The following is a 22,746-nucleotide window of genomic DNA, read 5'->3' as shown; positions in this document are numbered from 1 at the left end:
GCCTAGGCACTCCGCTCGACGCGCGGCCGCGCACCCGCCGCGCCGACGCGCGAGACGAGGATGGCGGCGACCGCGAGACCGACGATCGCGAGAGCGATCTGCACGACCGAGAGCACGACCCCCGAGACACCGTCGGGGCCGTCGACGTCGACGAACGGGTAGGGCACCCACCCGTCGACCTCGGCGCGCACGAGCGTCGCGGCGACCCAGAGGAGCGGGTAGGAGATCGCGAGCGCGAGCCAGCCGAAGCGCAATCGCGCACGGCCCGGCGCGACGACCCAGTCGACGACGAGGTAGATCGGGATGACGACGTGGATGACCTCGTTGGGCCACCACTCGCCCACGAAGCCGTTCGACTGGATTCCCCGCAGCAGGAGGTTGTAGACCGCCCCGGTGATGACGCCGTAGACGACGATGCACATGCGCACAGCCGTGAAGAACTCGGAGTCGCGCGCGACCATGAAGGCGAGCACCGCGGCAGCGCCGAGCACGACGATGTTCATGAGGCTCGACTGGATCGTGAAGTACACGAAGTACTGCGAGGGGTCGAACGATCCGTCGGCGACCTGCTCCGTGATCTGGGTCGCGATGCTCGCAACGACGAGGGCCACGGCGAGGAGCCGGATGCCACCCCATGTGCGGCGGTGCCATCCGGGAACTGCGGTCTCGGGCGAGCGGGTGGGAGCGTCGATGGTCACCGTCGCCACAGTAGCCGCAGCACCCGGGAACAACGCCGTGGGCGCCTCTCCTCGCCGACCTCGCTCGCGCGACCGTCCACTCAACATCCAGTGAGCGTTCCTAGGCTCGCACGGTGGAGGAGAGCGGAGCGGGCGCAGACGCGCGGATCACGGCCGCGCGCTACCGGCTCGACAGACTCGACTCCGACATGAAGGATGCGGGAGCCGATGCGGAAGGCGGCCCTGCCGGGGCCACCGACGGGACGACCGACGCGACGACTGACGCGCCTCCTCGCGACCCTTCGGGCGATGCGGGGGCTCCGGGCATGCAGGAGCGCGCGCACTTCGTCGAGATGGCGCTGCAGCAGGCGATGCGGCGCGGGGACTTCGACAACCTCCCGGGGGCGGGCAAACCCCTCGACCTCGGTTCGGGAACGCACGACCCCGACTGGTGGATCCGACGCAAGATCGAGCGCGAGAAGCTCACGGGCCTCGGACCGCCGGCGCTGACCCTGCGCTCCGAGAACGCGGCACTCGACGACCGGCTCGACGCGATGGTGTCGGAGCACGCCGTGCGCGAGGCCCTCACGGAGTTCAACGCGCGCATCGTCGAAGCACGACGGCAACTGCTCGGGGGGCCGCCCGTCGTCACGGCCACGCGCGACATCGACAGCGAGGTCGCCCGGTGGAGTGAGAGGCGATCCGAACGCGAACGCGCCGCCGCGGCCGAGCGTGAGCGAGACGCCGAAGCGTTGGCGGCACTGAGCCGGCGGGAGCGGCGGCGCGTTCTGCGGTCCCGATCACCGGGGAAGCGGTGACTCGAGAACCCGGCGAGCGGACCAGCGGGGGTCAGGAACCGATGGGGGTTCCCTCGAACTCGTCCCACGCGCGCTCGAATGCGGCGTGCGATTCGGGCGACTGCGAGTCGGCGCTGAAATAGCCGTCGTAGATCGCCTTGCCGCCGTGCTCGGGAAAGAGCGCGTCGTCTTTGACCGACCCGGCGAGCTCGCCGACCTCGTCCGGTCGTTCGGCCTGCTCGAGCAGCCAGTCGCGGAAGCTCTCTGTCATGGTGACATTCCTTTCGTCGTAAAGCCCCAGTCTGCTCGTGTCGACCTGAGAGCGGGAGGGCTGCCGCGACCGGGGGTGTCGGTGATACGGGTTACCGTGACATCCATGAAGTTGCTCCACACGTCGGATTGGCACATCGGTCGCACATTCCACACCCATCCGACTCTCGAGCACGTGCGTGTCGTTCTCGAGGCCCTCGTCGCCGAGGTGCGGGGCCGCGGGGTCGACGTCGTGCTCGTGTCGGGGGATGTCTTCGACTCGGCGATGCCGTCGGCCGATGCCTACGGCGTGCTGAGCGACACCCTGCGCGCCATCCGTTCCGCGGGCGCGCGCGTGGTCGTCACGAGCGGCAACCACGACTCGGCGACGCGCCTCGGGTTTCAAGCGGAGTGGGCGGGCGAGGCCGGAGTCCACGTGCTCACGCGTCACGAAGACCTCGACAGGCCCGTCGTCGTCGCCGACGAGCACGGCGACGTGGCGATCTACGGCATCCCGTTTCTCGAGCCCGCGCTCATCAGACACCACTATCCCGACGACGACGTCAGCACCCACACCGCGGCGCTCGAGTTCGCGATGGCGCGGGTGCGCCGCGACCTCGCCGAGCGCGCGAGTCCCACGCGCTCGGTCGTGCTCTCGCACTGTTTCGCGGCGGGGGTCACCGCGAGCGACGTCGAACGGGACATCACCGCGGGCGGCATCGACCTCGTTCCCGCGGCGGTCTTCGACGGACCGGACTACGTGGCACTCGGGCACATCCACGGGCGATCCACGATCTCCGACCGGGTGCGCTACTCGGGTGCGCCCCTGCACTACTCGTTCGCCGAGGCGGGGAAGCCCCGGGGAGCGTGGCTCGTCGAGCTCGACGCCGCGGGGCTGTCGAGTGTCGACTGGGTCGACCTCCCGGTGCCTCGGGCTCTCGTCGAGGTCACGGGCGAGCTCGCACAGATCCTCGTCGACCCGACGCTCGAGTCCCGAGCGGGCGACTGGGTCAAAGCGATACTGACCGACCCGAAGCGACCACTCGACGCGATGCGGGCTCTGCAGGCGCGATTCGCGCACTGCGTCGCCCTCGAGCACCGCCCGCCGCACCGCGTCGACGACGACGCCCGCTACCGGGACCGACTCGTCGCGAAGAGCGATCGGGAGATCGTCGCCGACTTCGTGGAGTTCGTGCGCGGGGGAGTGGGGCTCTCGGAGCCGGAGACCGAGATCGTCTCGGCGGCACTCCGCGAGATCGAGGGGGAGAGGGTCCCGTCGTGAAGATGCTCGCCTTGCGTGTCGCCGGTTTCGGTCCTTTCCGCGACGAGCAGACCGTCGATTTCGAGGCTTTCGACGACGACGGCATCTTCCTCATCTCCGGCAGGACCGGTGCGGGCAAGTCGAGCATCCTCGACGCCGTGTGTTTCGCGCTCTACGGGTCCGTGCCGCGCTACGAGGCGAGTGACTCGAGCCTGCGCAGCGACCACTGCCGCGCCGAAGACCCGACCTTCGTCGAGCTCGAATTCTCGATCGGCACCGAGCGCTACCGCGTTCACCGCACTCCGAAGTTCGAGAGACCCAAGCGCTCAGGCTCGGGGACGACCACCGCGCCGCCGACCGCCCACCTCGATATCGCCGACGGAGACGGATGGCGCGGCATCGCCGCGAAACCCGTGGATGTCGGCCACGAACTCGCGAGCGTTCTGCCTCTCAAGCAAGACCAGTTTCTGCAGGTGATCCTGCTCGCCCAGAACCGCTTCCAGAGATTCCTGCTCGCCAAGACCGAAGAGCGTCGCGCCGTTCTGCGCACCCTCTTCGCGACCGCGAGGTTCGAGCAGCTCGAGTCGTCGCTTCTCGCTCGCCGGCGCGTGCTCGACACCGAGCTCGAGGCCATCACGGCGGCGATCGACGGCCACGCGGCGCGACTCGCCGCGCAACTCGGGCTCGACGCGCCGTCGAGCCCCGCGCCCGCGGAGTGGTTCGAGTCGGCGGTCACCACCGTCGACGCCGCGGTCTCGCTCGCCGACTCGCTCGCGACAGCCGCGGATGCCGTCTGGCGCACCGCCGCGGATGCTCTCACCGAGGCCACGGCCACGCGCGAGCGTCAAGACCGTCGCGCCGAGGCGCTCTCGCGGCGAACGCGCCTGCAGTCGCGCGCGGACGCCGTCGAGGCCGAGAGACGGGTCGTCTCTCGAGCGCGGCGGGCCGCCCTCGTGTGGCCGCACGTCGAGACCGCTCGCGCGGCACAGCAGCGCCTCGACGACGCGTGGGCCGCACTGGCTCGAGCCGAAGAACAGTGGCGTCGCGATGCGGCGTTCGGGGTGAACGGCGACCCCGCCACCGTCGACTCGACCGTCGTCGACGCGCTGCTCGAGACCATCGGGTCGGCACGCTCGGGCCTCGACGACGAGCGCGCCGTCGACGACCTCACCGCGAGCATCCCCGGGCTCGAGCGGGAGGTCGCCTCGGCGCAGAGCCGCCTCGACGAATCGACGGCATCGCGCGAGAGCCTGCCCGCCGTGATCGACCACCTCGACGAGCGCATCGTGTCGCTCACCGCGGTGGCCGCGCGCCTTCCCGACCACCGCGAGACGGTCGCGCGACTCACCGCGGCCATCGCCGCGGCCCACCGTGCTCTCGACGGCGAAAGCCGCCTCGCGACAGCGCGCGAACTCGAGGTGCTCGCGAGCCGGCGCCACCGCGACACCGTGACGGCGTTCGACGACCTCCTCTCCGCGAGACTCAGCGGTCAAGCGGTGGCCCTCGCCGCGACCCTCGAGAGCGGTGAGCCGTGCGCCGTGTGCGGCTCGCGCGACCATCCGGCTCCTGCGGTGAGCGATGTCGCCGCCGTGAGCGACACCGCGCTCGACGCCGCGCGGCTCGCCGCAGACGACGAGCGGAGGGAGTTCGAGACCGCCAGTGCGGTCGTCGCCGAGGCGGTGCGGGCGAGGGATGCCGCGGCCGCCGAGTCCGGCGGGCGCGACCTCGGCGACCTCGAGTCCGAGCTCGCCGACGCCGAGGCGGCGCTCACGACCGCGACCGCGGCGGCGGACGACGTCGCGACGTGTTCGGCCGAGCGCGCCTCGCGTGTCGATGAGCTCGACGCCGTCACACACGCGATCGAGCGGGACCGCCTCGCGCGCGACGCCGCCGTCACCGCTCTCGGCGCGGCGACGACCCGGATGACGGACATCGCCACGCGGCTCGTCGAGCACCGGGGCGAGTTCGAGTCGATCGCGGCTCGACTCGAGGCGCTCGAACTCGTGGTGGGCAGGGCGCGCGCGCTCGTGTCGGCGCGCGACACCGTCGGTCTCGCCCTCTCGACCGCCGACGCGAGCGACACGGTCCTCGGCGAGCACGTCGCCGCATCGGACTTCGACGACGTCGACGACGTCGTCGCCGCCCGACTCCCCGATGCCGAACTCGAGACGACAGAGGATCGCATCCGCGCCCACGAGGGCGAACTCGCGGCGGCACTCGCGGTGCTCGACTCCCCGGAGCTCCAGGGCCTCCCGATCGACGCGGTTGACCTCGACCCGCCGCGGGAGTCCGCCGACGCCGCGCAGACGGAGCGCGACGACGCGTTCGCTCGTCGGACGGCGGCGAGCGAACGGGCGGCGGGCGTGCGCCAGCTCGTGGGCGACGTCGACCGGGAGCGCGCGGCATCCGCGGGTCTCGCACACGAGCACGCTCTCGTGCGGGAGCTCGCGGCGGTCGTGCACGGCGATCAACCGAACACCAAGCGAATGCGCCTCGAGACCTACGTGCTCGCGGCGCGACTCGAAGAGATCATCGACGCCGCCAACGGTCGCTTGCGCACGATGACGAGTGCGAGATACACCCTCGAACTCGACGACGCGAAGCAGTATCGCAACACCGAGGCCGGGCTCGGCATCGCCATCCGCGACGAACACACGGGGCGAACTCGGCCCACCAACTCGCTCTCGGGCGGAGAGACGTTTCTCGCCTCCCTCGCCCTCGCGCTCGGTCTCGCCGAGGTCGTCACCGCGGGAGCGGGCGGTGTCGCGCTCGACACGCTCTTCGTCGACGAGGGTTTCGGGTCGCTCGACTCGGAGACCCTCGAGATCGCCATGAGCACTCTCGACGGTTTGAGGTCGGGCGGCCGCACGATCGGGCTCATCAGCCACGTCGACTCGATGAAGGAGCAGATCCCCGCGGCCCTGCGCATCACCGTGACGGCCGCGGGCCACAGCATCATCGAGGAGCACGGCCCGCGAGCGGACTAGGGCCTCAGAACGGGAACAGCAAGCGGTGCAGAAAGCGCTGGGTGCGCTCGTGCTGCGGGGCCCGCAACACCTGCTCGGGGGTTCCGCGTTCGATGATGCGACCGCCGTCGACGAACGCGATCTCGCTCGCGACCTCGCGCGCGAACTCGAGCTCGTGGGTGACGATGACCATCGTCCAGCCCTCCGAGGCGAGCTGTTTGATGAGACCGAGCACGTCGCCGACGAGCTCAGGGTCGAGCGCCGAGGTCGGCTCGTCGAAGAGCAGCAGTTTGGGGCGCAACGCGAGCGCGCGCACGATGCCCACGCGCTGCTGCTGACCTCCCGAGAGCTCGAACGGGTAGCTGTCGCGCTTCTGCGCGAGACCCACCCGCTCGAGCAGGGCCTCCGCCTCGGCGACGACCTCGGCTCGAGGGCGCTTCTGCACGACGACGGGGCCCTCGATGACGTTGTCGAGCACGGTCTTGTGCGGAAAGAGGTTGTAGTGCTGAAATACCATCGCCGAGCAGTCCCGCAGCGCCGCGAGTCGACGCGGGTGAGGCTTCACCCCGAAGTCGATCGTCTCGACGTCGAGACTCACGGTGCCGGCATCCGCGATCTCGAGTCCGTTGAGGCACCGCAGAATCGTGGTCTTGCCCGACCCCGACGCGCCGATGAGCGTGAGCACGCCGCCGCGTTCGAGCGTGAGATCGATCGACGAGAGCACCTCGGTCGTGCCGAAGGTCTTCGCGAGGCCGCGCACGGTGAGCAGCGGGCCCGGGGCACTGTCGGAGCCGCGGGGGTCGACGTCAGTGGGCGACATACCGATCCAATCTCTTCTCGAGGGCGTCCTGACCGGTCGACAGCACGAGGCAGATGACCCAGTAGACGAGCGCCGCCTCGAGGTAGATGACCATGAACTGCCCGCTGAACGCGGTGATCTGCTGGGCCTCGCGAAAGAGCTCGGTCACGAGGATGAGCGACGCGAGCGAGGTGTCTTTCACGAGGCTGATGAACGTGTTCGAGAGCGGCGGCACCGACACTCTCGCCGCTTGCGGGAGGATGATGCGCCGCAGGGCGAGGCGCCGCGACATCCCCACCATGTGCGCCGCCTCCCACTGGCCCTTCGGCACCGAGAGGATGGCCGCGCGGATGACCTCCGCGGCATACCCCCCGACGTTGATCGAGAAGGCGATGACCGCGCACGGCCACGGGTCGATGACGACACCGATCGACGGGAGACCGTAGAAGATCACGAACAGCTGCACGAGCAGAGGGGTTCCCCGCACGAGCGAGATGTAGACGCGCGCGATGCCCGACACGACCCGAATGCGCGAGAGCCTCATGAGCGCGATGACGAGAGCGAGGGCGAGACCGATCGCGAACGACGCGAGGGCGAGCGGAATGGTGCCCATGATCGCGCCGCCGACGATCGGCCAGAACGCGTCGAGGATCAACTGCCAGGTGTCGGCGTTCACCGCGACACCGGGGGGCGAGGTCGTCGGAACGCCTCCGTCATCTCGCCATCAGTCATCGTCGGAGACTACTCGGTGACGTCGGCGCCGAAGTACTTCTCCGAGATCTCGGCGAGGGTACCGTCGGCACGCAGCGACTCAAGCGCCTCGTCGATCGCGTCGGCGAGCTCGGTGCTCCCCTCGGCGAGCGCGAAGGCACTCTCGGACTGCTCCTCGGTCTCGGCGGCGATCTTGATCGTGTCGGCACCGGTGGTCTGCTCGTAGTCGAGGAAGGTCAGCTTGTCGTTGATGGTCGCGTCGACGCGCCCCTGCTCGACGAGCGCGACCGACTGCGCCCAGCCCTCGACACCCTCGACGGTCGCTCCGCTCTCGACGGCGAGCGTGTTCCAGTTGCTCGTGAGCGATTGCGCCGTCGTCTTGCCCTCGAGCGACTCGAAGGAATCGATCGAGTCGTCGTCGGTCGGCACGACGATGACGCCCGTGGAGTAGGTGTACGGCTCGCTGAAGACGTAGGTCTCGAGTCGCTCCGGGGTGATCGACACCTGGTTGGCGATGACGTCGAAGCGCCCGGCCTCGAGGCCCGCGAAGATGGCGTCCCACTGGGTCTCCTCGAACTGCGCCTCGACACCGAGCTCCTCGGCGACGGCCGTCGCGATCTCGACATCGAACCCCGTGAGCTCGCCCGATCCGTCTTCGTGGAAGGAGAACGGCCGGTAGGTGCCCTCGGTGCCGATCGTGAGCACACCGGATTCCTGCACCGAGGTGAGGGAGTCGTCGCCCTCCGCAGTCTCGTCGCTGCTCGCGGTGGAGCACCCGGCGAGCGCGAGGGCGGCGGTTGCGGCGACGGCGAGGGAGAGGAACCTGGTTCTCATGGTGGAGCTTTCTGCGACGGCAGCGAGGATCGCTCGCGGCGGCTGGTGGTGGCGGGGCGGAAGCCCACCCGACGGTAACAAGGCCGCGCGTGGCATCGAAATTCCTGTTACGCGAGAAGTCGCGACGTTCTGAGAGGTGGGGGCTACGCTTCGGAGACGAGCCGACCGAGCTCCGACGAAGGAGGACATCATGGCTGACAAGTCACCGAAGAGTTCGAGCAGCAAGACCGCGGCGAGCAAGTCGCTCAAAGAGAAGCGCCAAGACAAGAAAGACAAGGCCGCGAGCAAGTCGAAGTCCGCGTAGCCGCGTCGACCACGACGAGAGAGCCGAGCATCCGTCCGGATGCTCGGCTCTCTCTCTTTCTGCCGCGTCGCGACCCGATCAGGCGATCAGTGCTCGACCGCTTTCTCGGCACCGTGGCCGGTGAGCGAGCGCACCGACATCTCCGCGGCGATGCGCGGGTCTTCTTCGCGAGCACCGAGCGATCCGAGCCACCCGAGCAGGAACCCCACGGGGATCGAGACGATGCCGGGGTTGTTGAGCGGGAAGATCGCGAAATCGACGCCGTCGCCGAGCATCGAGGTCTCGGTTCCCGAGATGACGGGGGAGAAGACGATCAGCACGATCGCCGTTCCGAGACCGCCGTACATGCTCAGCACGGCACCGCGCGTCGTGAACTTCTTCCAGAACAGCGAGTAGAGGATCGTCGGCAGGTTCGCACTGGCCGCGACGGCGAACGCGAGGGCGACGAGGAACGCGATGTTCTGACCCTGCACGCCGATGCCTCCGGCGATGGCGAGGAGCCCGATCACGACGACCGTGCGCCGCCCGACCTTGACCTCGGCACCCGGCGCGGTCTTCCCCTTCTTGATGACACTCCCGTAGATGTCGTGCGCGAACGAGGCGGCCGCCGTGATCGTGAGACCGGCGACGACCGCGAGGATCGTCGCGAAGGCGATCGCGGAGATGAACCCGAGCAGGATGGGCCCACCGAGCGCGAGCGAGAGCAGCGGTGCGGCCGAGTTGACCCCTCCCGGGGCCGCGAGGATCGTCTCCGACCCCACGAGCGCTGCGGCGCCGTAGCCGAGCACGAGGGTGAACAGGTAGAACCCGCCGATGAGCCAGATGGCCCAGACGACCGACCGGCGCGCCTCCTTCGCGGTCGGAACCGTGTAGAAGCGCATGAGCACGTGGGGGAGACCCGCGGTGCCGAGCACGAGCGCGAGTGCGAGCGAGATGAAGTCGAGGGGGTTCGCGCCGTACTGGAGTCCCGGCGCGAGGATGGCTTCCGGTGGACTCGTCGTCGATGCCGCGATCGCACTCTCGAACAGGGTCGTGAGGTTGAAGCCGTTGAGGGCGAGCACCCAGATCGTCATGGCCCCGGCGCCGAGGATGAGCAGGAACGCCTTGATGATCTGCACCCACGTCGTGCCCTTCATGCCGCCGACGAGCACATAGACGATCATGAGCACCCCCACGACGGTCACGACGATCGACTGACCGAGGGAGTCGTCGATGCCGAGCAGGAGCGAGACGAGCCCGCCGGCACCGGCCATCTGCGCGAGCAGATAGAAGAAGCACACGGCGAGGGTGGTCGTCGCGGCGGCGACACGCACGGGACCCTGTTTGAGACGGAACGACAAGACGTCGGCCATCGTGAACTTGCCCGTGTTGCGCATGAGCTCGGCGACGAGCAGAAGCGCCACGAGCCACGCGACGAGGAACCCGATGGAGTAGAGGAAACCGTCGTAGCCGTTGACGGCGATGGCCCCGACGATGCCGAGGAACGATGCCGCCGAGAGGTAGTCTCCCGCGATCGCGAAGCCGTTCTGCGGGCCCGTGAACGAGCGCCCGCCAGCGTAGTAATCGGCTGCGGACTTGTTGTTGCGGCCCACCCTGATGACGATGAAGAGGGTCACGATGACGAACGCGAGGAAGACCGACATGTTGAGAACGGGGTTGTTCTCCGCGGTCGCCGGTGACGCGGTGGCGAGTACCGGGATCATGAGCGCTCGACCCCTTCCATCTCGGAGCGCAGCTGTGCGCTCAGCGGGTCGAGTTTGCGGTTCGCGAAGGCGACGTAGCCCATTGTGATCGCGAAGGTGGTGACGAACTGGCCGAGGCCGAGGATGAGCCCGATGTTGATGTCGCCGATGACGGGTGTCGCCATGACGTCGGGCGCATACGCCGCGAGGAGCACGAACGTGAAGTACCAGAGGATGAAGAACACGGCGAGCGGAAAGGTGAAGCTCCGATGCCGCTTCTTGAGTCGCAGGAACGTCTCCGATCGCGCCACCGCGAGGTAGTCGACTTTCGAAACGGGGGGATCGTCGAGAGGAACATCAGTCATGGGGGCCTCCTTGCCTCGATGGTGGTGGTGCGCCGACGCGTCGGTGAGTCGAGTATCGGTCACAGAACCCGATTCCTGAGAACATTCCGTCAATTCCTTCCGCCACCTTGTCTCCTCGGGCGCGATGAGGGGGTCCGGTAGGGTCGACAGCGCCCGACACCGATGGAGGACGACCGTGATCTCACACCCCGTGCGGATGTTCCGGAGCGACGAGCGACTCGATCGCCCCGACCAGCTCGCCCACAAGATCGCGACCGTCGCGACCGACCAGATCGATCCCGACGGCGACGTCGTCGACATGGTCGTCAATCGCGTGATCGACAACGCCGCGGTCGCCGCCGCGTCGCTCATCCGACGCCCCGTGACATCCGCCCGATCGCAGGCTCTCGCTCACGGCCCCTCGACGGGCGGGGCGGGTTCGACGGTCTTCGGCCCCGCTGCCTCCGCGCGCACGTCGCCCGAGTGGGCCGCGTGGGCGAACGGCGTGGCCGTGCGCGAACTCGACTTCCACGACACCTTCCTCGCCGCGGAGTACTCCCACCCGGGCGACAACATCCCCGCGATCGTGGCCGTGGCTCAGCACCTCGGGGCGGCGCGCGCACTCACGGGTCGCGACATCGTGCGCGGGATCACGACCGGCTACGAGATTCAGGTCGACCTCGTCAAGGCCATCAGCCTGCACGAGCACAAGATCGACCACGTGGCCCACCTCGGTCCGTCTGCCGCGGCGGGCATCGGCACACTCCTCGGTCTCGACGTCGAGACGATCTTCCAGGCGGTCGGTCAGGCTCTGCACACGACGACCGCGACGCGGCAATCCCGCAAGGGCGAGATCTCGAGCTGGAAGGCCCACGCCCCGGCGCTCGCGGGCAAGGCCGCCGTCGAGGCGGTCGACCGGGCGATGCGGGGCGAGTCGAGCCCGACCCCGATCTACGAGGGCGAGGACGGCGTCATCGCGTGGCTTCTCGGGGGTCCGGACGCGCGATACGAGGTCTCGCTTCCCGCACCGGGGGAGCCGAAGCGGGGCATCCTCGACACCTACACGAAAGAGCACTCGGCCGAATACCAGGCCCAAGCGCTCATCGACCTCGCCCGCAAACTGCATCGTGAACACCCCGAGGTACTCGCTCCCGGCGCGGTCAGGTCGATCGTCATCGCGACGTCGCACCACACGCACACCGTTATCGGGTCGGGCGCCAACGATCCGCAGAAGTACGACCCGACGGCGTCGCGCGAGACCCTCGACCACTCGATCCCCTACATCTTCGCGGTCGCGCTGCAGGACGGCTCGTGGCACCACGTCGACTCCTACACTCCCGAGCGCGCCGCGCGCACCGACACGGTCGCACTCTGGAGGAGCGTGACGACGCGCGAAGACCCGGAGTGGACCCGGCGCTACCACTCCATCGATCCCGCCGAGAAAGCGTTCGGCGGCCGTGTCGAGATCACGCTCACCGACGGATCGACGATCGTCGACGAACTCGCCGTCGCCGACGCCCACCCGCTCGGGGCGAGGCCGTTCTCTCGCGCCGACTACGTGACCAAGTTCCGCACGCTCGCCGCCGACATCCTCGACGACGACGAGATCGACCGCTTTCTCGACGTCGCCGAACGCTTGCCGCACTTGCGGTCGGACGAGCTCGACGGCCTCAGCATCACCGCTCGCGCGGGGCTGCTCGAGGCGCTCCCGACCCCGAAGGGACTCTTCTGATGCTGTACTCGACCGTGGCCGCACACGAGAAGCGACGGCTGTTTCGCGAACGACTCTCGACAGGTGAGCTGCTGCGTTTTCCGGGAGCGTTCAACCCCCTCTCGGCGCGGCTCATCGAGCGCAGCGGCTTCGACGGCGTCTACATCTCGGGTGCGGTCATCGCGGCCGACCTCGGACTTCCGGACATCGGTCTCACGACGCTCACCGAGGTCGCGACGCGCGGCCGCCAGATCGCGCGCATGACCGACCTGCCGACGATCATCGACGCCGACACCGGGTTCGGTGAACCCATGAACGTCGCGCGCACGGTGCACGAGCTCGAAGACGCCGGTCTCGGCGGCCTGCACATCGAAGACCAGGTGAACCCGAAGCGCTGCGGGCACCTCGACGGCAAACAGGTCGTCGACGAGCAGACCGCGGTCGGTCGCATCCGTGCGGCCAGGGATGCCCGTCGCGACGACAACTTCCTCATCATGGCGCGCACCGACATCCGGGCGATCGACGGTCTCGACGCGGCCGTCGACCGGGCCAAAGCACTCGTCGACGCGGGAGCGGATGCGATCTTCCCCGAGGCGATGGCGACGCTCCACGAGTTCGCGGCGATGCGAGCAGCCGTCGACGTGCCGATCCTCGCGAACATGACCGAGTTCGGCAAGAGCGAGCTCTTCACGACCGAACAGCTCGCGTCGGTCGGAATCAACATCGTCATCTGGCCGGTGTCGCTCTTGCGCATCGCGATGGGGGCATCCGAACGGGCACTCGAGACGATCACGACCGAGGGCTCGCTCACGTCGAAGCTCGGCGAGATGCAGCACCGCGCCGACCTCTACGACCTCGTCGACTACCGGGGCTACACGGCGTTCGACTCGACGATCTTCGACTTCACCGTCGAGCGCTAGCGTTCCGACACCGCCCCCGCATCCCCCACAGGCCAGGAGAACACGATGACCGACAGCGCCGTCAGCACCATCGACATCAAGAAGGGGCTCGCGGGTGTTGTCGTCGACACGACGGCGATCTCGAAGGTCAACCCCGACACGAACTCGCTGCTGTACCGCGGCTACCCGGTGCAGGAGCTCGCGGCGTCGTGCTCGTTCGAGGAGGTCGCCTATCTCCTCTGGCACAGCGAGCTGCCGACGGACGAGCAGCGTGACGCCTTCAGCGCGGCCGAGCGCGCGAACCGCACCCTCGACCCCGCCATCAGGGTCGTCATCGACGCTCTGCCGCTCGACTCCCACCCGATGGATGTCGTGCGCACGGCAGTAAGCGTCATCGGTGCGGTCGACCCGACCACCGCAGACGAGTCCCCGGAGGCCGAGCTCGAAAAGTCGATGGCGCTGTTCGCGAAGCTCCCGGCGATCATCGCGTTCGACCACCGCCGACGTCACGGACTCGAGGCCATCGAGCCGCGCGTCGACCTCGGGTACAGCGAGAACTTCTTGCACATGACGTTCGGCGTCGTTCCCGATCCGGTCGTCGTCGAGGCGTTCGACGTGTCGATGATCCTCTACGCCGAGCACTCCTTCAACGCGTCGACGTTCACGGCGCGGGTCATCACCTCGACTCTGAGCGACCTGCATTCCGCGGTGACCGGAGCGATCGGAGCCCTCAAGGGCGCGCTGCACGGTGGAGCCAACGAGGCGGTCATGCACGTGTTCGACGAGATCGGGGTCGGAGACGGCGCACCCGAGCGCGTCGACGCCTGGCTCACCGCGTCGCTCGCGGCGAAGCGCAAGATCATGGGCTTCGGGCATCGCGTCTACAAGAACGGCGACTCGCGCGTGCCGACCATGAGAGCGGCGCTCGACCGCCTCGTCGAGCACTACGACCGGGCGGACATCCTCGACCTCTACACCGCCCTCGAAACGGCGATGGACGACGCGAAGAACATCAAGCCGAACCTCGACTACCCGTCGGGCCCCGCCTACCACCTCATGGGGTTCGACACGGCGGCGTTCACCCCCCTCTTCGTCGCGGCGAGAGTGACCGGGTGGACGGCGCACATCATGGAGCAGCGAGCCGCCAACGCGCTCATCCGCCCGCTCTCGCTCTACTCCGGACCCGACGAGCGCCCCGTGCCGTGAGCCTCGGATCGTGCCGCAACGGTGCTCGTCTGCACCGAGCCGCGATCGTCAGTGTCAAATATCATTGACATTCAATGTCAACTATCCCTAACATCGAGCCATGACCCCTCGACAGTCGCCGACACCCTCGCCCGTGCGAGAGCGCCGCACCCTCGTGCGACTGACGCAAGCTGAGCTCGCGTCACGCGTGAACGTGAGTCGACAGACGATCATCGCGATCGAACAGGGCGACTACGCCCCGTCGGTCTATCTCGCGCTGCGCATCGCTCGTGCTCTCGAGGGCACCGTGGAAGAACTCTTCACCGACGACACAGGAGACGACCGATGACACGTCAATCTCGACTCAGCCGGCTAGCCGAACGAGCCATGGACCTCGACAACCCGGCCTACGGCGACGAACGCGAGAAGGCCGTGTTCATGGAGGCGAGTTCGTTCGGCCTGACCATGGGCATCTACCTCAGCCTCGCTCTCGCGGTGATCGCCTCGACCGTCGGGTATCTGATCGTCGCTGTCGCGCTCCTGGCCATGACGATCCTCCCGTCCGCCGCCGCGCAGTGGTACGCGAAGCAGCACGGGGTCGACATCCGCGCCATGGCCGAGAACGCGGGCGACAGGTCGACGACCCGCACGTTCGTGATCCTCGGCGCCGGAATGGTGCTCACCTTCGCTGCGATGGCCGTCACGGTGTTCACCGGCCAGCCGATCCTGCCGACACCGACACTCGACGTCACCCCCGGCGAGGGTTTCTTCGGGGGCATGGCTCAGGGCGCGGTAGTCGGCGGAATGCTCGGGGGTCTCGCAGCGATCGTGGGTGCGCTCGTCGGGTATCGACGCGCGGCCGCCCGTCGCGATTCGCGAGGGTGATGATGAGTCGCAACAGGGCTCTCTACGTCGAGACGTTCGTCCGCGCCGACGTCGACACCGTGTGGGGGCTGACGCAGAATCCGTCACAGCACACCCGGTGGGATGTGCGCTTCAGTCGTATCGCGCCCGCAGGAGACCTCGCCGATGGCGGGTACCGGTTCGACTACGAGCGTCGACTGCCCGGGCACACGATCCGAGGTACCGGCACGTCGATCGGCGAGAAGATCCGGTCAGACGGAACACGCACCTCCGCGCTGAAGTTCACGACGACCGACCGCCTGTCGCCCCTGCGATCGGGGCAGGGGTACTGGCGATACGTTCCCGTCGACGGCGGAGTGCGATTCATCACGGGTTACGACTACGAGCCCGGTTTCGGACCTCTGGTCGATCGCGCTCTGCGGCCTCTCGTGCTGTGGATGACGGCGTGGTCGTTCGATCGTCTGCGCATCTGGGCAGAAACGGGCACCGCCCCGGAGCGCTGGCCGAGCTGGAGCGTGCTCGCCGTGTGGCGCCGTGATCGCCCCCGCGCGTCGAGATGCGTCATCCGAGCCCCCGGACGCGACCCGATGGGTCACGCTCCGGCGACACTGAAAGGTCTGCCTCAGCCGTGAGAACCCGATTGTCGACGACGGGCGACGACACCCGCGGGTCCGTCTTCGCGCGCGCTCTCGGAGCCGACTTCTCGAGACTGCACCCCGAGTTGCAGAAGCGCTTCGGCGTGTCGCTCGACGGGGGATACGCGATGGTCGGAACCGGCGTGATGACGCGCGTTCGTCGTGGGCCGTGGTGGACCGTTCCGTTTCTGCACATCGGAAAACTGCGAAACATCCTCATCGCCGACGTGGGCGACGATGTGCCGTTCACGATCTCGAACTACCCCTACCTCGACCCGCACGGCCGAGAAACCGTGACCTTCGTGCGGGAGTATCGGGTGCCGGGCAAGGCGAGGTCGAGCAGGTTCGACGCGACGATGGTCATCGACCCGCACCGCGGTGTCATCGTCGACTATCTCGGCACGCACCAGCATCTCGCCGTCGACCTCGATCTCACCGTCGAGGCCGACGGCTCGCTGCACTTGCGGTCGGAGGCGCAGCGCTTCTACGAGGGGCCCCTCGCATTTCGCTTTCCGATGGTGTTCTCCGGTCGCGCCGACCTCCGCGAGAGCTGGGATGCCGAAGCGGGGGTGTTCCGCATCAGTCTCGAGGTCAGAAATCGGGTGTTCGGTTTTCTCTTCGGATACGAGGGATGCTTCACCGCGTCGTATCCCGCAGCGGACACTACTCCGCAGCACCTTCTGCCGCGACGGCACGAACGCCGACTGTAATGCGGCGCTAGCAACGGGAATGCGCTTCGGCGCTTCGCGGTTCACCCTCCCGGGGCGGCGCCGCCCCAACCAGCACGCCCCCACCAGCACATCCGCGGCGGCACGACCCCGCGGGCACGACCCGAGGAGAGCCACCATGCCCGACACCGTCGCCGAACCCCCGGTCATCGGGATCCTCGGAGCGGGCAAGGTCGGCACGGTGCTCGGCCGGCTCTTTCTCGCGGCCGGCTATCCCGTGCTCATCGCCGGATCCGGCGACCCGTCGCGCATCGCCCTCACGATCGAGGTGCTCGTGCCCGGCGCGGTCGCGACCTCGGCAGACGATGTCGCCCGCCGCGCCGACATCGTCATCCTCGCCCTGCCGCTCGGCAAGTACCGCAGCGTGCCCCGCGACCTCCTGGAGGGCACGCTCGTCATCGACGCCATGAACTACTGGTGGGAGGTCGATGGCATCCGCGACGACCTCGCGCGCGTCGACGTCTCGTCGAGCGAGCTCGTGCAGAGATTCCTGAACGGGTCGCGCGTCGTCAAGGCGTTCAGTCACATGGGCTACCACGACCTCGACGAGGGGCCCCAGCCCGCGGGCGCCCCCGGGCGACGGGCGATGGCGATCGCGGGCGACGATGATGACGCTCTCGCCGAGGTCGCGCGCCTCGTCGACGCAGTGGGGTTCGACCCGGTCATCGCCGGAACCCTGCACGAGAGCGTCTCGCTGCAACCCGGGAGCGAGCTCTTCGGGGCGAACTTCCCGCGCGCCGACATCGAGGCGGCCCTCGAGCGGTTTCCCGCCACCGAGCGCGGTGTGCTCATCGGTGCAGCGCGTTCCGATCAGAGCTGATCGGCGACACCGGCCGAGGCGAGCCGGCCCGTTTCGTCAGCCGCGCACCGCGAGCGCGAACGGCAACACCGCGGGTGCCCCGGCGAGCCTGAGGGTGCGCGCCGCCTCCGTCATGGTCCATCGGCTGTCGACGAGGTCGTCGACGAGGAGCACGGGGCCGGATGTCGGCACCCCACCCGACTGCACCCCACCCGCCGGCACTCCGAATCGTCCGCGCACCGACGCGAGCCGGTAGGCGCTGTTGCCCCCAGGGTCGCCCTCGGGGCCGCCCCCGAGGAGCTCGAGCGGCCCCAGGTAGTCGAGGCGCCCGGCATCCGCGAGCCCTCGGGCGATCGACTCGATGAGCTGCGGATGTCGGCGAGACGGCACACTCGCGACGGCGACGGGCCGCTCGGCCCACCCCCAATCGGCGAGAACGCGCACGCACGCGGCCACGAGCGCGGGGGTCGCGGGAGCGTCGACCGCGCCGGGTGCGAAGATCTCGCGCAGTGTTCCTCCCCAGCCGAGGTCGGTGAGGCGCGCGAGGGCGCGGCCCGACTCAGCCCGTTCGCCGACGGGGATGTTGCCTTTCACGGCGACGCCGAGGCGGTCCATGCCGCTCGGCCACTGTGCTCGCGGGTCGATCTCGACACCGACGCGGTCGAGGGAGCCCGCCGCGCTCTCGCGCGCGCTCGAATCGACGTCGGCCTCGAACCAGGGGCCGGCGCAGTTGTCGCAGCGGCCGCACGGTGTCGCGGTGGCGTCGTCGAGGGCCCTCTGGAGAAATGCCATGCGGCACCCCTCGGGGCCCGCGGGCAACGCCTCGTAGTCGAGCATCGACTGCTGTTCGCGCTCCCTGGCCTCGGTGATGCGGGCGTAGCGTTCGGCGTCGTACTGCCACGGGGCGCCGGTCGACACCCACCCTCCGCGCACGCGCTTGACGGCGCCGTCGACGTCGAGCACTTTGAGCAGCAGTTCGAGCGGGGTGCGCCGCACATCGACGCGCGCTTCGAGCGCCGGGGTCGAGAGGGGAGTGTCGCTGAGCGCGTCGATCACGGCGCGGGCGCGCGACTCGACGGGCATCGACGCTGTCGCGAAATACTGCCAGATCGCGGCATCCTCGGTTCCCGGCAGAAGCAGAACGTCGGCATTCGCCGTGGCTCTCCCCGCACGCCCGACCTGCTGGTAGTAGGCCACGGGGGAGGAGGGGGCACCGAGGTGCACGACGAAACCGAGGTCGGGCTTGTCGAACCCCATGCCGAGCGCGCTCGTCGCGACGAGAGCCTTGAGGTCGTTCGACTTGAGCCTGCCCTCGAGGGTTTCGCGATCGGCCGTGTCGGTGCGCCCCGTGTAGGCGTGCACGTCGTGGCCCGCGTCGCGCAGCAAGCGCGCGGTGTCTTCGGCCGCCGAAACGGTGAGGGCGTAGATGATGCCGCTCCCCGGGAGCGCTGCCAGGTGGGTGAGAAGCCACGCGAGGCGGCTTCGGGCGTCGGGCAACCTCAGCACCCCGAGACGCAGCGACGCTCTCGCGAGCGGGCCGCGGATCGTCACGACCCCGGGCGCAGGTGGGGCCTGGCTCGCCCTCTCGCCCGCCCCGTCGTGCTCGCTGTCGAGTTGTTCGGCGACGTCGGCGACGACCCTCTCGTTGGCCGTGGCGGTCGTCGCGAGCACGGGCACCCCCGAGGGCAACTGCGCGATGAGGTCGCGCAAACGGCGGTAGTCGGGGCGGAAGTCGTGACCCCAGTCGGAGATGCAGTGCGCCTCGTCGACGACGAGGAGCCCGGCGCGATCGACGAGGGCCGGGAGCTGTTCATCACGGAACGAGGGGTTGTTGAGTCGCTCGGGCGAGACGAGGAGCACGTCGACCTCGTCGGCACGGAGGGCGTCGAGCACATCCGACCACTCGTGCGCGTTCGTCGAGTTGATGGCGAGCGCGCGAACCCCCGCCCGCTCGGCGGCGGCCACCTGGTCGCGCATGAGGGCGAGCAGGGGTGAGACGAGGATGGTCGGCCCGGCTCCGCGCCGGCGCAGAAGGAGGGTGGAGACGAAGTAGACGGCCGACTTGCCCCACCCGGTGCGCTGCACGACGAGAGCGCGACGCCGACGGTCGACGAGGGTCTCGATGGCGTCGAACTGGCCCTCGTGAAAGTCGACGTCGTCGCGCCCGACGAGGGCGCGCAGGATGCCGAGCGCCTCGGTGCGGGTGTCGGGGCGGGCGGATGTCGCGGGGGTGTCCGTCATGCCATCCAGCCTGTCAGTAGCTACCGACTGTCAGTAGCCACCGACCGTCAGTACCTACCGACCGTCGAGTCGCGCCGCGACATCCGCCGGGAAACCGCCGGTCGCGATCGGTCCCCATCGGGTCGGTGTGATGCGGATGAGCGCCTTGTTCTGCAGGGTCATCGCCTCGCGATACTCGGTCCAGTCGGGGTGCTCGCCCGCGATCGCGCGGTAGTAGTCGACGAGGGCGTCGGCGGCCGCGGGCATCGTGATGACTTCGGCGTCGCCGTCGACCTGCACCCACGCGCCGTTCCAGTCGTCCGAGAGCACGAGAACGCTCGCCCTCGGGTCGCGTTCGAGGTTGCGCGTCTTCGCCCGGCCGGGGTAGGTCGAAATCACGATGCGGCCGTCGTCGTCCACTCCTCCCGACACGGGCGAGATCTGCGGCCTGCCGTCGGAACGTGTCGTCGACACGAGCATGCGGTGCCGCGGGCGGATGAACTCGAGCACACCGTCGAGGTCGACGGGGGTGTTCGTTGCGATGCTTCTGGCCATCCGCCCAGGCTACGCGCCGGTCAGTCGTTGTCGCCCTGCGTGTCGTCGCCCGCCGACTCCGACTGCTGATGCCCGGCACCGTCCGCCGACCACTGCCAGTCCGCGACCTCCGGGATGTCGACGCCGAACTCGCGCGTGTAGCGATGCGCGCGGTCGCGGGCATCCACCATCCGCTGCCGCGCGTCGGGGGCGCGAGCGGCGAGGCCGTCGACCCGATCGATCACGTCGATCACGAGCGAATACCGGTCGAGCCTGTTCATCATGACCATGTCGAACGGCGTCGTCGTGGTGCCCTCCTCGAGAAAACCGTGCACGTGGATGTCGTCGTGGCCCGTGCGCCGGTAGGTCAGGCGATGGATGAGCGCGGGGTAGCCGTGATAGGCGAAGATCACCGGGCGCCCGGGAGGGAACACCGCGTCGAACGCGTCGCTCGCGAGCCCGTGCGGGTGCTGGGTCTCGTCTTGCAAGCGCATGAGGTCGACGACGTTGACGAATCGCACCGCGAGTTCGGGAACGTGCTCGCGCAGGAGTGCGGCCGCGGCGAGCGCCTCGAGCGTCGGCACGTCGCCCGCGCACGCGAGCACGACGTCGGGTTCGCCGCCGTCACGCTCACTGCTCGCCCACTCCCAGACCCCGAGTCCCCTCGCGCAGTGCTCGATGGCGTCGTTCATCGAGAGCCAGGCTCCACTCGGCTGTTTGCCCGCGACGACGACGTTGACGTAGTCGGTCGAGCGCAAGCAGTGGTCCATCGTCGAGAGGAGGGTGTTGGCATCCGGCGGCAGGTAGACCCTCACGACGTCGGGCTTCTTGTTCATGACGTGGTCGATGAAGCCCGGATCCTGGTGGCTGAAGCCGTTGTGGTCCTGCCTCCACACGTGCGAGGTGAGCAGGTAGTTGAGTGACGAGACGGGCTCGCGCCACGGGATGTCCGCCGACGATTCGAGCCACTTGGCGTGCTGGTTGACCATCGAGTCGACGATGTGCACGAACGCCTCGTAGCAGCTGAAGAGCCCGTGGCGCCCGCTCAGGAGATAGCCCTCGAGCCAGCCCTGGCACTGGTGCTCGCTCAACACCTCCATCACGCGGCCCGCGCGCGCGAGGTGCTCGTCGAGGGGGAGGATCTCGCTCGACCACTGCTTGTCGGTCTCGGCGTAGACGCCCTGCAGACGGTTGGATGCGGTCTCGTCCGGCCCGAAGAGCCGGAACGTGTGCGGGTTGTCGCGCACGACCGTCGCGAGCCAGTCGCCGACGACCCCGGTGGGCGACGCGGATGTCTCGCCCGGCGCCGGCACGTCGACTCCGTGCTCGCGGAAGTCGGTGAGCTCGAGGGGGCGGCGCAGACGACCGCCGTTCGCGTGCGGCGTCGCACTCATCCGCAGGTCGCCCTCGGGGGTCGCCGCGACGATCGTCTCGTTCGGGACCCCGTCGGGGCCGAAGAGCTCGTCGGGGCGGTACGACCTCATCCACGTTTCGAGCACGCGCGTGTGCTCGACGGTGTCGCGGGCGCTCGCGAGCGGCACCTGGTGCGCCCGCCAGGTGCCCTCGACCTGGAGTCCGTCGATCTCCGACGGGCAGGTCCACCCCTTGGGAGTGCGGAGGATGATCATCGGCCAGCGGGCTTGCCCCTCGAGAGTGCCTGCTGCCGCCGCGGCCTTGATCTCCGCGATCTCGTCGAGCACCGTGTCGAGTGTCGCGGCCATGCGAGCGTGCACCGCGACCGGGTCTTCTCCGTCGAATCCCCCCGACACGATGTGGGGGGAGTGACCGTAGCCGCGCATGAGGTCGAGCAACTGCGACTCGGGCATCCGCGCGAGGATCGTGGGGTTCGCGATCTTGTAGCCGTTGAGGTGCAGGATCGGAAGCACGACGCCGTCGGCGAGGGGATTGACGAAGGTGTTCGAGAGCCAGCTCGTCGCGAGCGGCCCCGTCTCGGCTTCACCGTCGCCCACGACCGCCGCGACGAGCAGATCGGGATTGTCGAACGCCGCGCCGTAGGCGTGTGAGAGGGCATAACCGAGCTCGCCTCCCTCGTGGATCGACCCCGGCGTCTCGGGGGACGCGTGGCTCGGGATTCCGCCGGGAAAGGAGAACTGCCGGAACAGCGCGCGCATCCCCTCGGCCGTCTGCGGCACGTCGGGGTAGAGCTCGCTGTAGGTTCCGTCGAGCCACGCGTTGGCGACGACCCCCGGGCCGCCGTGGCCGGGCCCGGCGATGAAGAGGGCTGCTTGCTCGCGCTCGCGGATGATGCGGTCGAGGTGTGCCCAGACGAAATTGAGCCCGGGAGTGGTGCCCCAGTGTCCGAGCAACCGGCGCTTGACGTGATCTCGATGGAGCGGCTCGGTGAGCAGCGGGTTGTCGAGCAGGTAGATCTGACCGACGGAGAGGTAGTTCGCCGCCCGCCACCGTGCATCGATCGCGTCGAGCGCGCTCGGGTCGATCGACGACGGTGACGCTGCTGGTGCTGCTGTTGGTGCGAAGCTCATGGCTCTCCCGGTCGGTGGGCGGCGATGAGCCTCACCCTACGAC

General features: G+C 68.9%; 21 protein-coding genes. 11 read left to right on the top strand and 10 right to left on the bottom strand.

Features of this window, described 5'->3' with window-relative positions:
• Positions 1-2: 2 nt before the first annotated feature.
• Complete coding sequence (locus tag ACLHG5_RS03870) at positions 3-698, bottom strand: Pr6Pr family membrane protein (protein ID WP_411315514.1); 696 nt, start codon at positions 696-698, stop codon at positions 3-5.
• Between the two features lie 188 nt (positions 699-886).
• Between ACLHG5_RS03870 and ACLHG5_RS03865 the strand changes: the two genes are divergently transcribed.
• The gene (locus ACLHG5_RS03865; protein WP_411318408.1) at positions 887-1,495 is read left to right on the top strand and encodes a DUF1992 domain-containing protein; all 609 of its coding nucleotides are present in this window, start codon (positions 887-889) and stop codon (positions 1,493-1,495) included.
• A 31-nt stretch (positions 1,496-1,526) separates the two neighbouring features.
• Here ACLHG5_RS03865 and ACLHG5_RS03860 read toward each other — a convergent pair whose 3' ends face one another.
• Positions 1,527-1,745, bottom strand: a complete 219-nt coding sequence (locus ACLHG5_RS03860) for a YozE family protein (protein ID WP_411315515.1) — start codon at positions 1,743-1,745, stop codon at positions 1,527-1,529.
• 105 nt (positions 1,746-1,850) lie between these two features.
• On the opposite strand from ACLHG5_RS03860, the gene ACLHG5_RS03855 reads away from it, so the two are divergent.
• A complete protein-coding gene (locus ACLHG5_RS03855; RefSeq protein WP_411315516.1) occupies positions 1,851-3,005 on the top strand; it encodes an exonuclease SbcCD subunit D in 1,155 nt (384 codons plus the stop codon).
• Between the two features lie 2 nt (positions 3,006-3,007).
• Complete coding sequence (locus ACLHG5_RS03850; RefSeq protein WP_411318407.1) at positions 3,008-5,971, top strand: AAA family ATPase; 2,964 nt, start codon at positions 3,008-3,010, stop codon at positions 5,969-5,971.
• 4 nt (positions 5,972-5,975) lie between these two features.
• Here the strand turns inward: ACLHG5_RS03850 and ACLHG5_RS03845 are convergent, their stop codons facing one another.
• The 5 genes from ACLHG5_RS03845 to ACLHG5_RS03825 all read right to left on the bottom strand — a co-directional run bounded on the left by ACLHG5_RS03845 (position 5,976) and on the right by ACLHG5_RS03825 (position 10,645).
• Entirely contained in the window at positions 5,976-6,770 is a 795-nt protein-coding gene (locus ACLHG5_RS03845; RefSeq protein ID WP_411315517.1) for an amino acid ABC transporter ATP-binding protein, read from the bottom strand.
• A complete protein-coding gene (locus ACLHG5_RS03840) occupies positions 6,757-7,425 on the bottom strand; it encodes an amino acid ABC transporter permease (RefSeq protein WP_411315518.1) in 669 nt (222 codons plus the stop codon). The genes ACLHG5_RS03845 and ACLHG5_RS03840 overlap by 14 nt, the downstream gene beginning before the upstream one ends.
• 65 nt (positions 7,426-7,490) lie before the next feature.
• Positions 7,491-8,294 (bottom strand): amino acid ABC transporter substrate-binding protein, encoded by an 804-nt coding sequence (locus tag ACLHG5_RS03835; RefSeq protein ID WP_411317912.1) that lies wholly within the window; start codon positions 8,292-8,294, stop codon positions 7,491-7,493.
• Between the two features lie 390 nt (positions 8,295-8,684).
• On the bottom strand, positions 8,685-10,301 hold the full coding sequence (locus ACLHG5_RS03830; protein WP_411315520.1) for a cation acetate symporter: 1,617 nt from the start codon (positions 10,299-10,301) through the stop codon (positions 8,685-8,687).
• Positions 10,298-10,645, bottom strand: coding sequence for a DUF485 domain-containing protein (locus ACLHG5_RS03825; protein WP_411317911.1), 348 nt, complete (start codon positions 10,643-10,645; stop codon positions 10,298-10,300). Before ACLHG5_RS03825 ends, ACLHG5_RS03830 begins: the two co-directional genes overlap by 4 nt.
• A gap of 196 nt (positions 10,646-10,841) precedes the next feature.
• Here ACLHG5_RS03825 and ACLHG5_RS03820 point away from each other — a divergent pair, with 196 nt between their 5' ends.
• The 8 genes from ACLHG5_RS03820 (at position 10,842) to ACLHG5_RS03785 (ending at position 17,466) form a co-directional block, all read left to right on the top strand.
• Positions 10,842-12,356 carry an MmgE/PrpD family protein gene (locus tag ACLHG5_RS03820; protein WP_411318406.1) on the top strand — a complete coding sequence of 505 codons (1,515 nt, stop codon included), beginning with the start codon at positions 10,842-10,844 and terminating at the stop codon, positions 12,354-12,356.
• Complete coding sequence (gene prpB / locus ACLHG5_RS03815; RefSeq protein ID WP_411315522.1) at positions 12,356-13,255, top strand: methylisocitrate lyase; 900 nt, start codon at positions 12,356-12,358, stop codon at positions 13,253-13,255. Before ACLHG5_RS03820 ends, prpB begins: the two co-directional genes overlap by 1 nt.
• Positions 13,256-13,300: 45 nt before the next feature.
• Positions 13,301-14,440, top strand: a complete 1,140-nt coding sequence (locus tag ACLHG5_RS03810; protein ID WP_411315523.1) for a bifunctional 2-methylcitrate synthase/citrate synthase — start codon at positions 13,301-13,303, stop codon at positions 14,438-14,440.
• Between the two features lie 100 nt (positions 14,441-14,540).
• Positions 14,541-14,768, top strand: a complete 228-nt coding sequence (locus ACLHG5_RS03805) for a helix-turn-helix transcriptional regulator (protein WP_411317910.1) — start codon at positions 14,541-14,543, stop codon at positions 14,766-14,768.
• On the top strand, positions 14,765-15,304 hold the full coding sequence (locus ACLHG5_RS03800; protein WP_411317909.1) for a hypothetical protein: 540 nt from the start codon (positions 14,765-14,767) through the stop codon (positions 15,302-15,304). Before ACLHG5_RS03805 ends, ACLHG5_RS03800 begins: the two co-directional genes overlap by 4 nt.
• A gap of 2 nt (positions 15,305-15,306) precedes the next feature.
• Complete coding sequence (locus ACLHG5_RS03795) at positions 15,307-15,915, top strand: SRPBCC family protein (protein ID WP_411317908.1); 609 nt, start codon at positions 15,307-15,309, stop codon at positions 15,913-15,915.
• On the top strand, positions 15,912-16,628 hold the full coding sequence (locus ACLHG5_RS03790) for a DUF4166 domain-containing protein (protein ID WP_411315527.1): 717 nt from the start codon (positions 15,912-15,914) through the stop codon (positions 16,626-16,628). Before ACLHG5_RS03795 ends, ACLHG5_RS03790 begins: the two co-directional genes overlap by 4 nt.
• A 136-nt stretch (positions 16,629-16,764) precedes the next feature.
• Positions 16,765-17,466: an NADPH-dependent F420 reductase gene (locus ACLHG5_RS03785; RefSeq protein ID WP_411317907.1), complete on the top strand. Its 702-nt coding sequence runs from the start codon at positions 16,765-16,767 to the stop codon at positions 17,464-17,466.
• Positions 17,467-17,502: 36 nt separating this feature from the next.
• Here the strand turns inward: ACLHG5_RS03785 and ACLHG5_RS03780 are convergent, their stop codons facing one another.
• The 3 genes from ACLHG5_RS03780 to ACLHG5_RS03770 are packed head-to-tail and all read right to left on the bottom strand — an operon-like array spanning position 17,503 to position 22,703.
• Positions 17,503-19,686 (bottom strand): DEAD/DEAH box helicase, encoded by a 2,184-nt coding sequence (locus ACLHG5_RS03780; RefSeq protein ID WP_411317906.1) that lies wholly within the window; start codon positions 19,684-19,686, stop codon positions 17,503-17,505.
• Between the two features lie 54 nt (positions 19,687-19,740).
• Positions 19,741-20,220 carry a PPOX class F420-dependent oxidoreductase gene (locus ACLHG5_RS03775; protein ID WP_411315530.1) on the bottom strand — a complete coding sequence of 160 codons (480 nt, stop codon included), beginning with the start codon at positions 20,218-20,220 and terminating at the stop codon, positions 19,741-19,743.
• A 20-nt stretch (positions 20,221-20,240) separates the two neighbouring features.
• Positions 20,241-22,703 (bottom strand): phosphoketolase, encoded by a 2,463-nt coding sequence (locus ACLHG5_RS03770; protein ID WP_411317905.1) that lies wholly within the window; start codon positions 22,701-22,703, stop codon positions 20,241-20,243.
• Positions 22,704-22,746 lie beyond the last annotated feature (43 nt).

This window comes from Marisediminicola sp. LYQ85 (assembly GCF_046600695.1).
GTDB lineage: Bacteria > Actinomycetota > Actinomycetes > Actinomycetales > Microbacteriaceae > Marisediminicola.
This window is presented reverse-complemented; position numbering and strand designations above follow the sequence as displayed.

Coding starts and splice junctions, on each gene's coding strand:
- ACLHG5_RS03865 (WP_411318408.1), top strand. CDS start 887: ATGAAGGATGCGGGAGCCGATGCGGAAGGCGGCCCTGCCGGGGCCACC.
- ACLHG5_RS03860 (WP_411315515.1), bottom strand. CDS start 1,745: ATGACAGAGAGCTTCCGCGACTGGCTGCTCGAGCAGGCCGAACGACCG.
- ACLHG5_RS03855 (WP_411315516.1), top strand. CDS start 1,851: ATGAAGTTGCTCCACACGTCGGATTGGCACATCGGTCGCACATTCCAC.
- ACLHG5_RS03850 (WP_411318407.1), top strand. CDS start 3,008: ATGCTCGCCTTGCGTGTCGCCGGTTTCGGTCCTTTCCGCGACGAGCAG.
- ACLHG5_RS03845 (WP_411315517.1), bottom strand. CDS start 6,770: ATGTCGCCCACTGACGTCGACCCCCGCGGCTCCGACAGTGCCCCGGGC.
- ACLHG5_RS03835 (WP_411317912.1), bottom strand. CDS start 8,294: ATGAGAACCAGGTTCCTCTCCCTCGCCGTCGCCGCAACCGCCGCCCTC.
- ACLHG5_RS03830 (WP_411315520.1), bottom strand. CDS start 10,301: ATGATCCCGGTACTCGCCACCGCGTCACCGGCGACCGCGGAGAACAAC.
- ACLHG5_RS03825 (WP_411317911.1), bottom strand. CDS start 10,645: ATGACTGATGTTCCTCTCGACGATCCCCCCGTTTCGAAAGTCGACTAC.
- ACLHG5_RS03820 (WP_411318406.1), top strand. CDS start 10,842: ATGTTCCGGAGCGACGAGCGACTCGATCGCCCCGACCAGCTCGCCCAC.
- prpB (WP_411315522.1), top strand. CDS start 12,356: ATGCTGTACTCGACCGTGGCCGCACACGAGAAGCGACGGCTGTTTCGC.
- ACLHG5_RS03810 (WP_411315523.1), top strand. CDS start 13,301: ATGACCGACAGCGCCGTCAGCACCATCGACATCAAGAAGGGGCTCGCG.
- ACLHG5_RS03805 (WP_411317910.1), top strand. CDS start 14,541: ATGACCCCTCGACAGTCGCCGACACCCTCGCCCGTGCGAGAGCGCCGC.
- ACLHG5_RS03800 (WP_411317909.1), top strand. CDS start 14,765: ATGACACGTCAATCTCGACTCAGCCGGCTAGCCGAACGAGCCATGGAC.
- ACLHG5_RS03795 (WP_411317908.1), top strand. CDS start 15,307: ATGAGTCGCAACAGGGCTCTCTACGTCGAGACGTTCGTCCGCGCCGAC.
- ACLHG5_RS03785 (WP_411317907.1), top strand. CDS start 16,765: ATGCCCGACACCGTCGCCGAACCCCCGGTCATCGGGATCCTCGGAGCG.
- ACLHG5_RS03780 (WP_411317906.1), bottom strand. CDS start 19,686: ATGACGGACACCCCCGCGACATCCGCCCGCCCCGACACCCGCACCGAG.
- ACLHG5_RS03775 (WP_411315530.1), bottom strand. CDS start 20,220: ATGGCCAGAAGCATCGCAACGAACACCCCCGTCGACCTCGACGGTGTG.
- ACLHG5_RS03770 (WP_411317905.1), bottom strand. CDS start 22,703: ATGAGCTTCGCACCAACAGCAGCACCAGCAGCGTCACCGTCGTCGATC.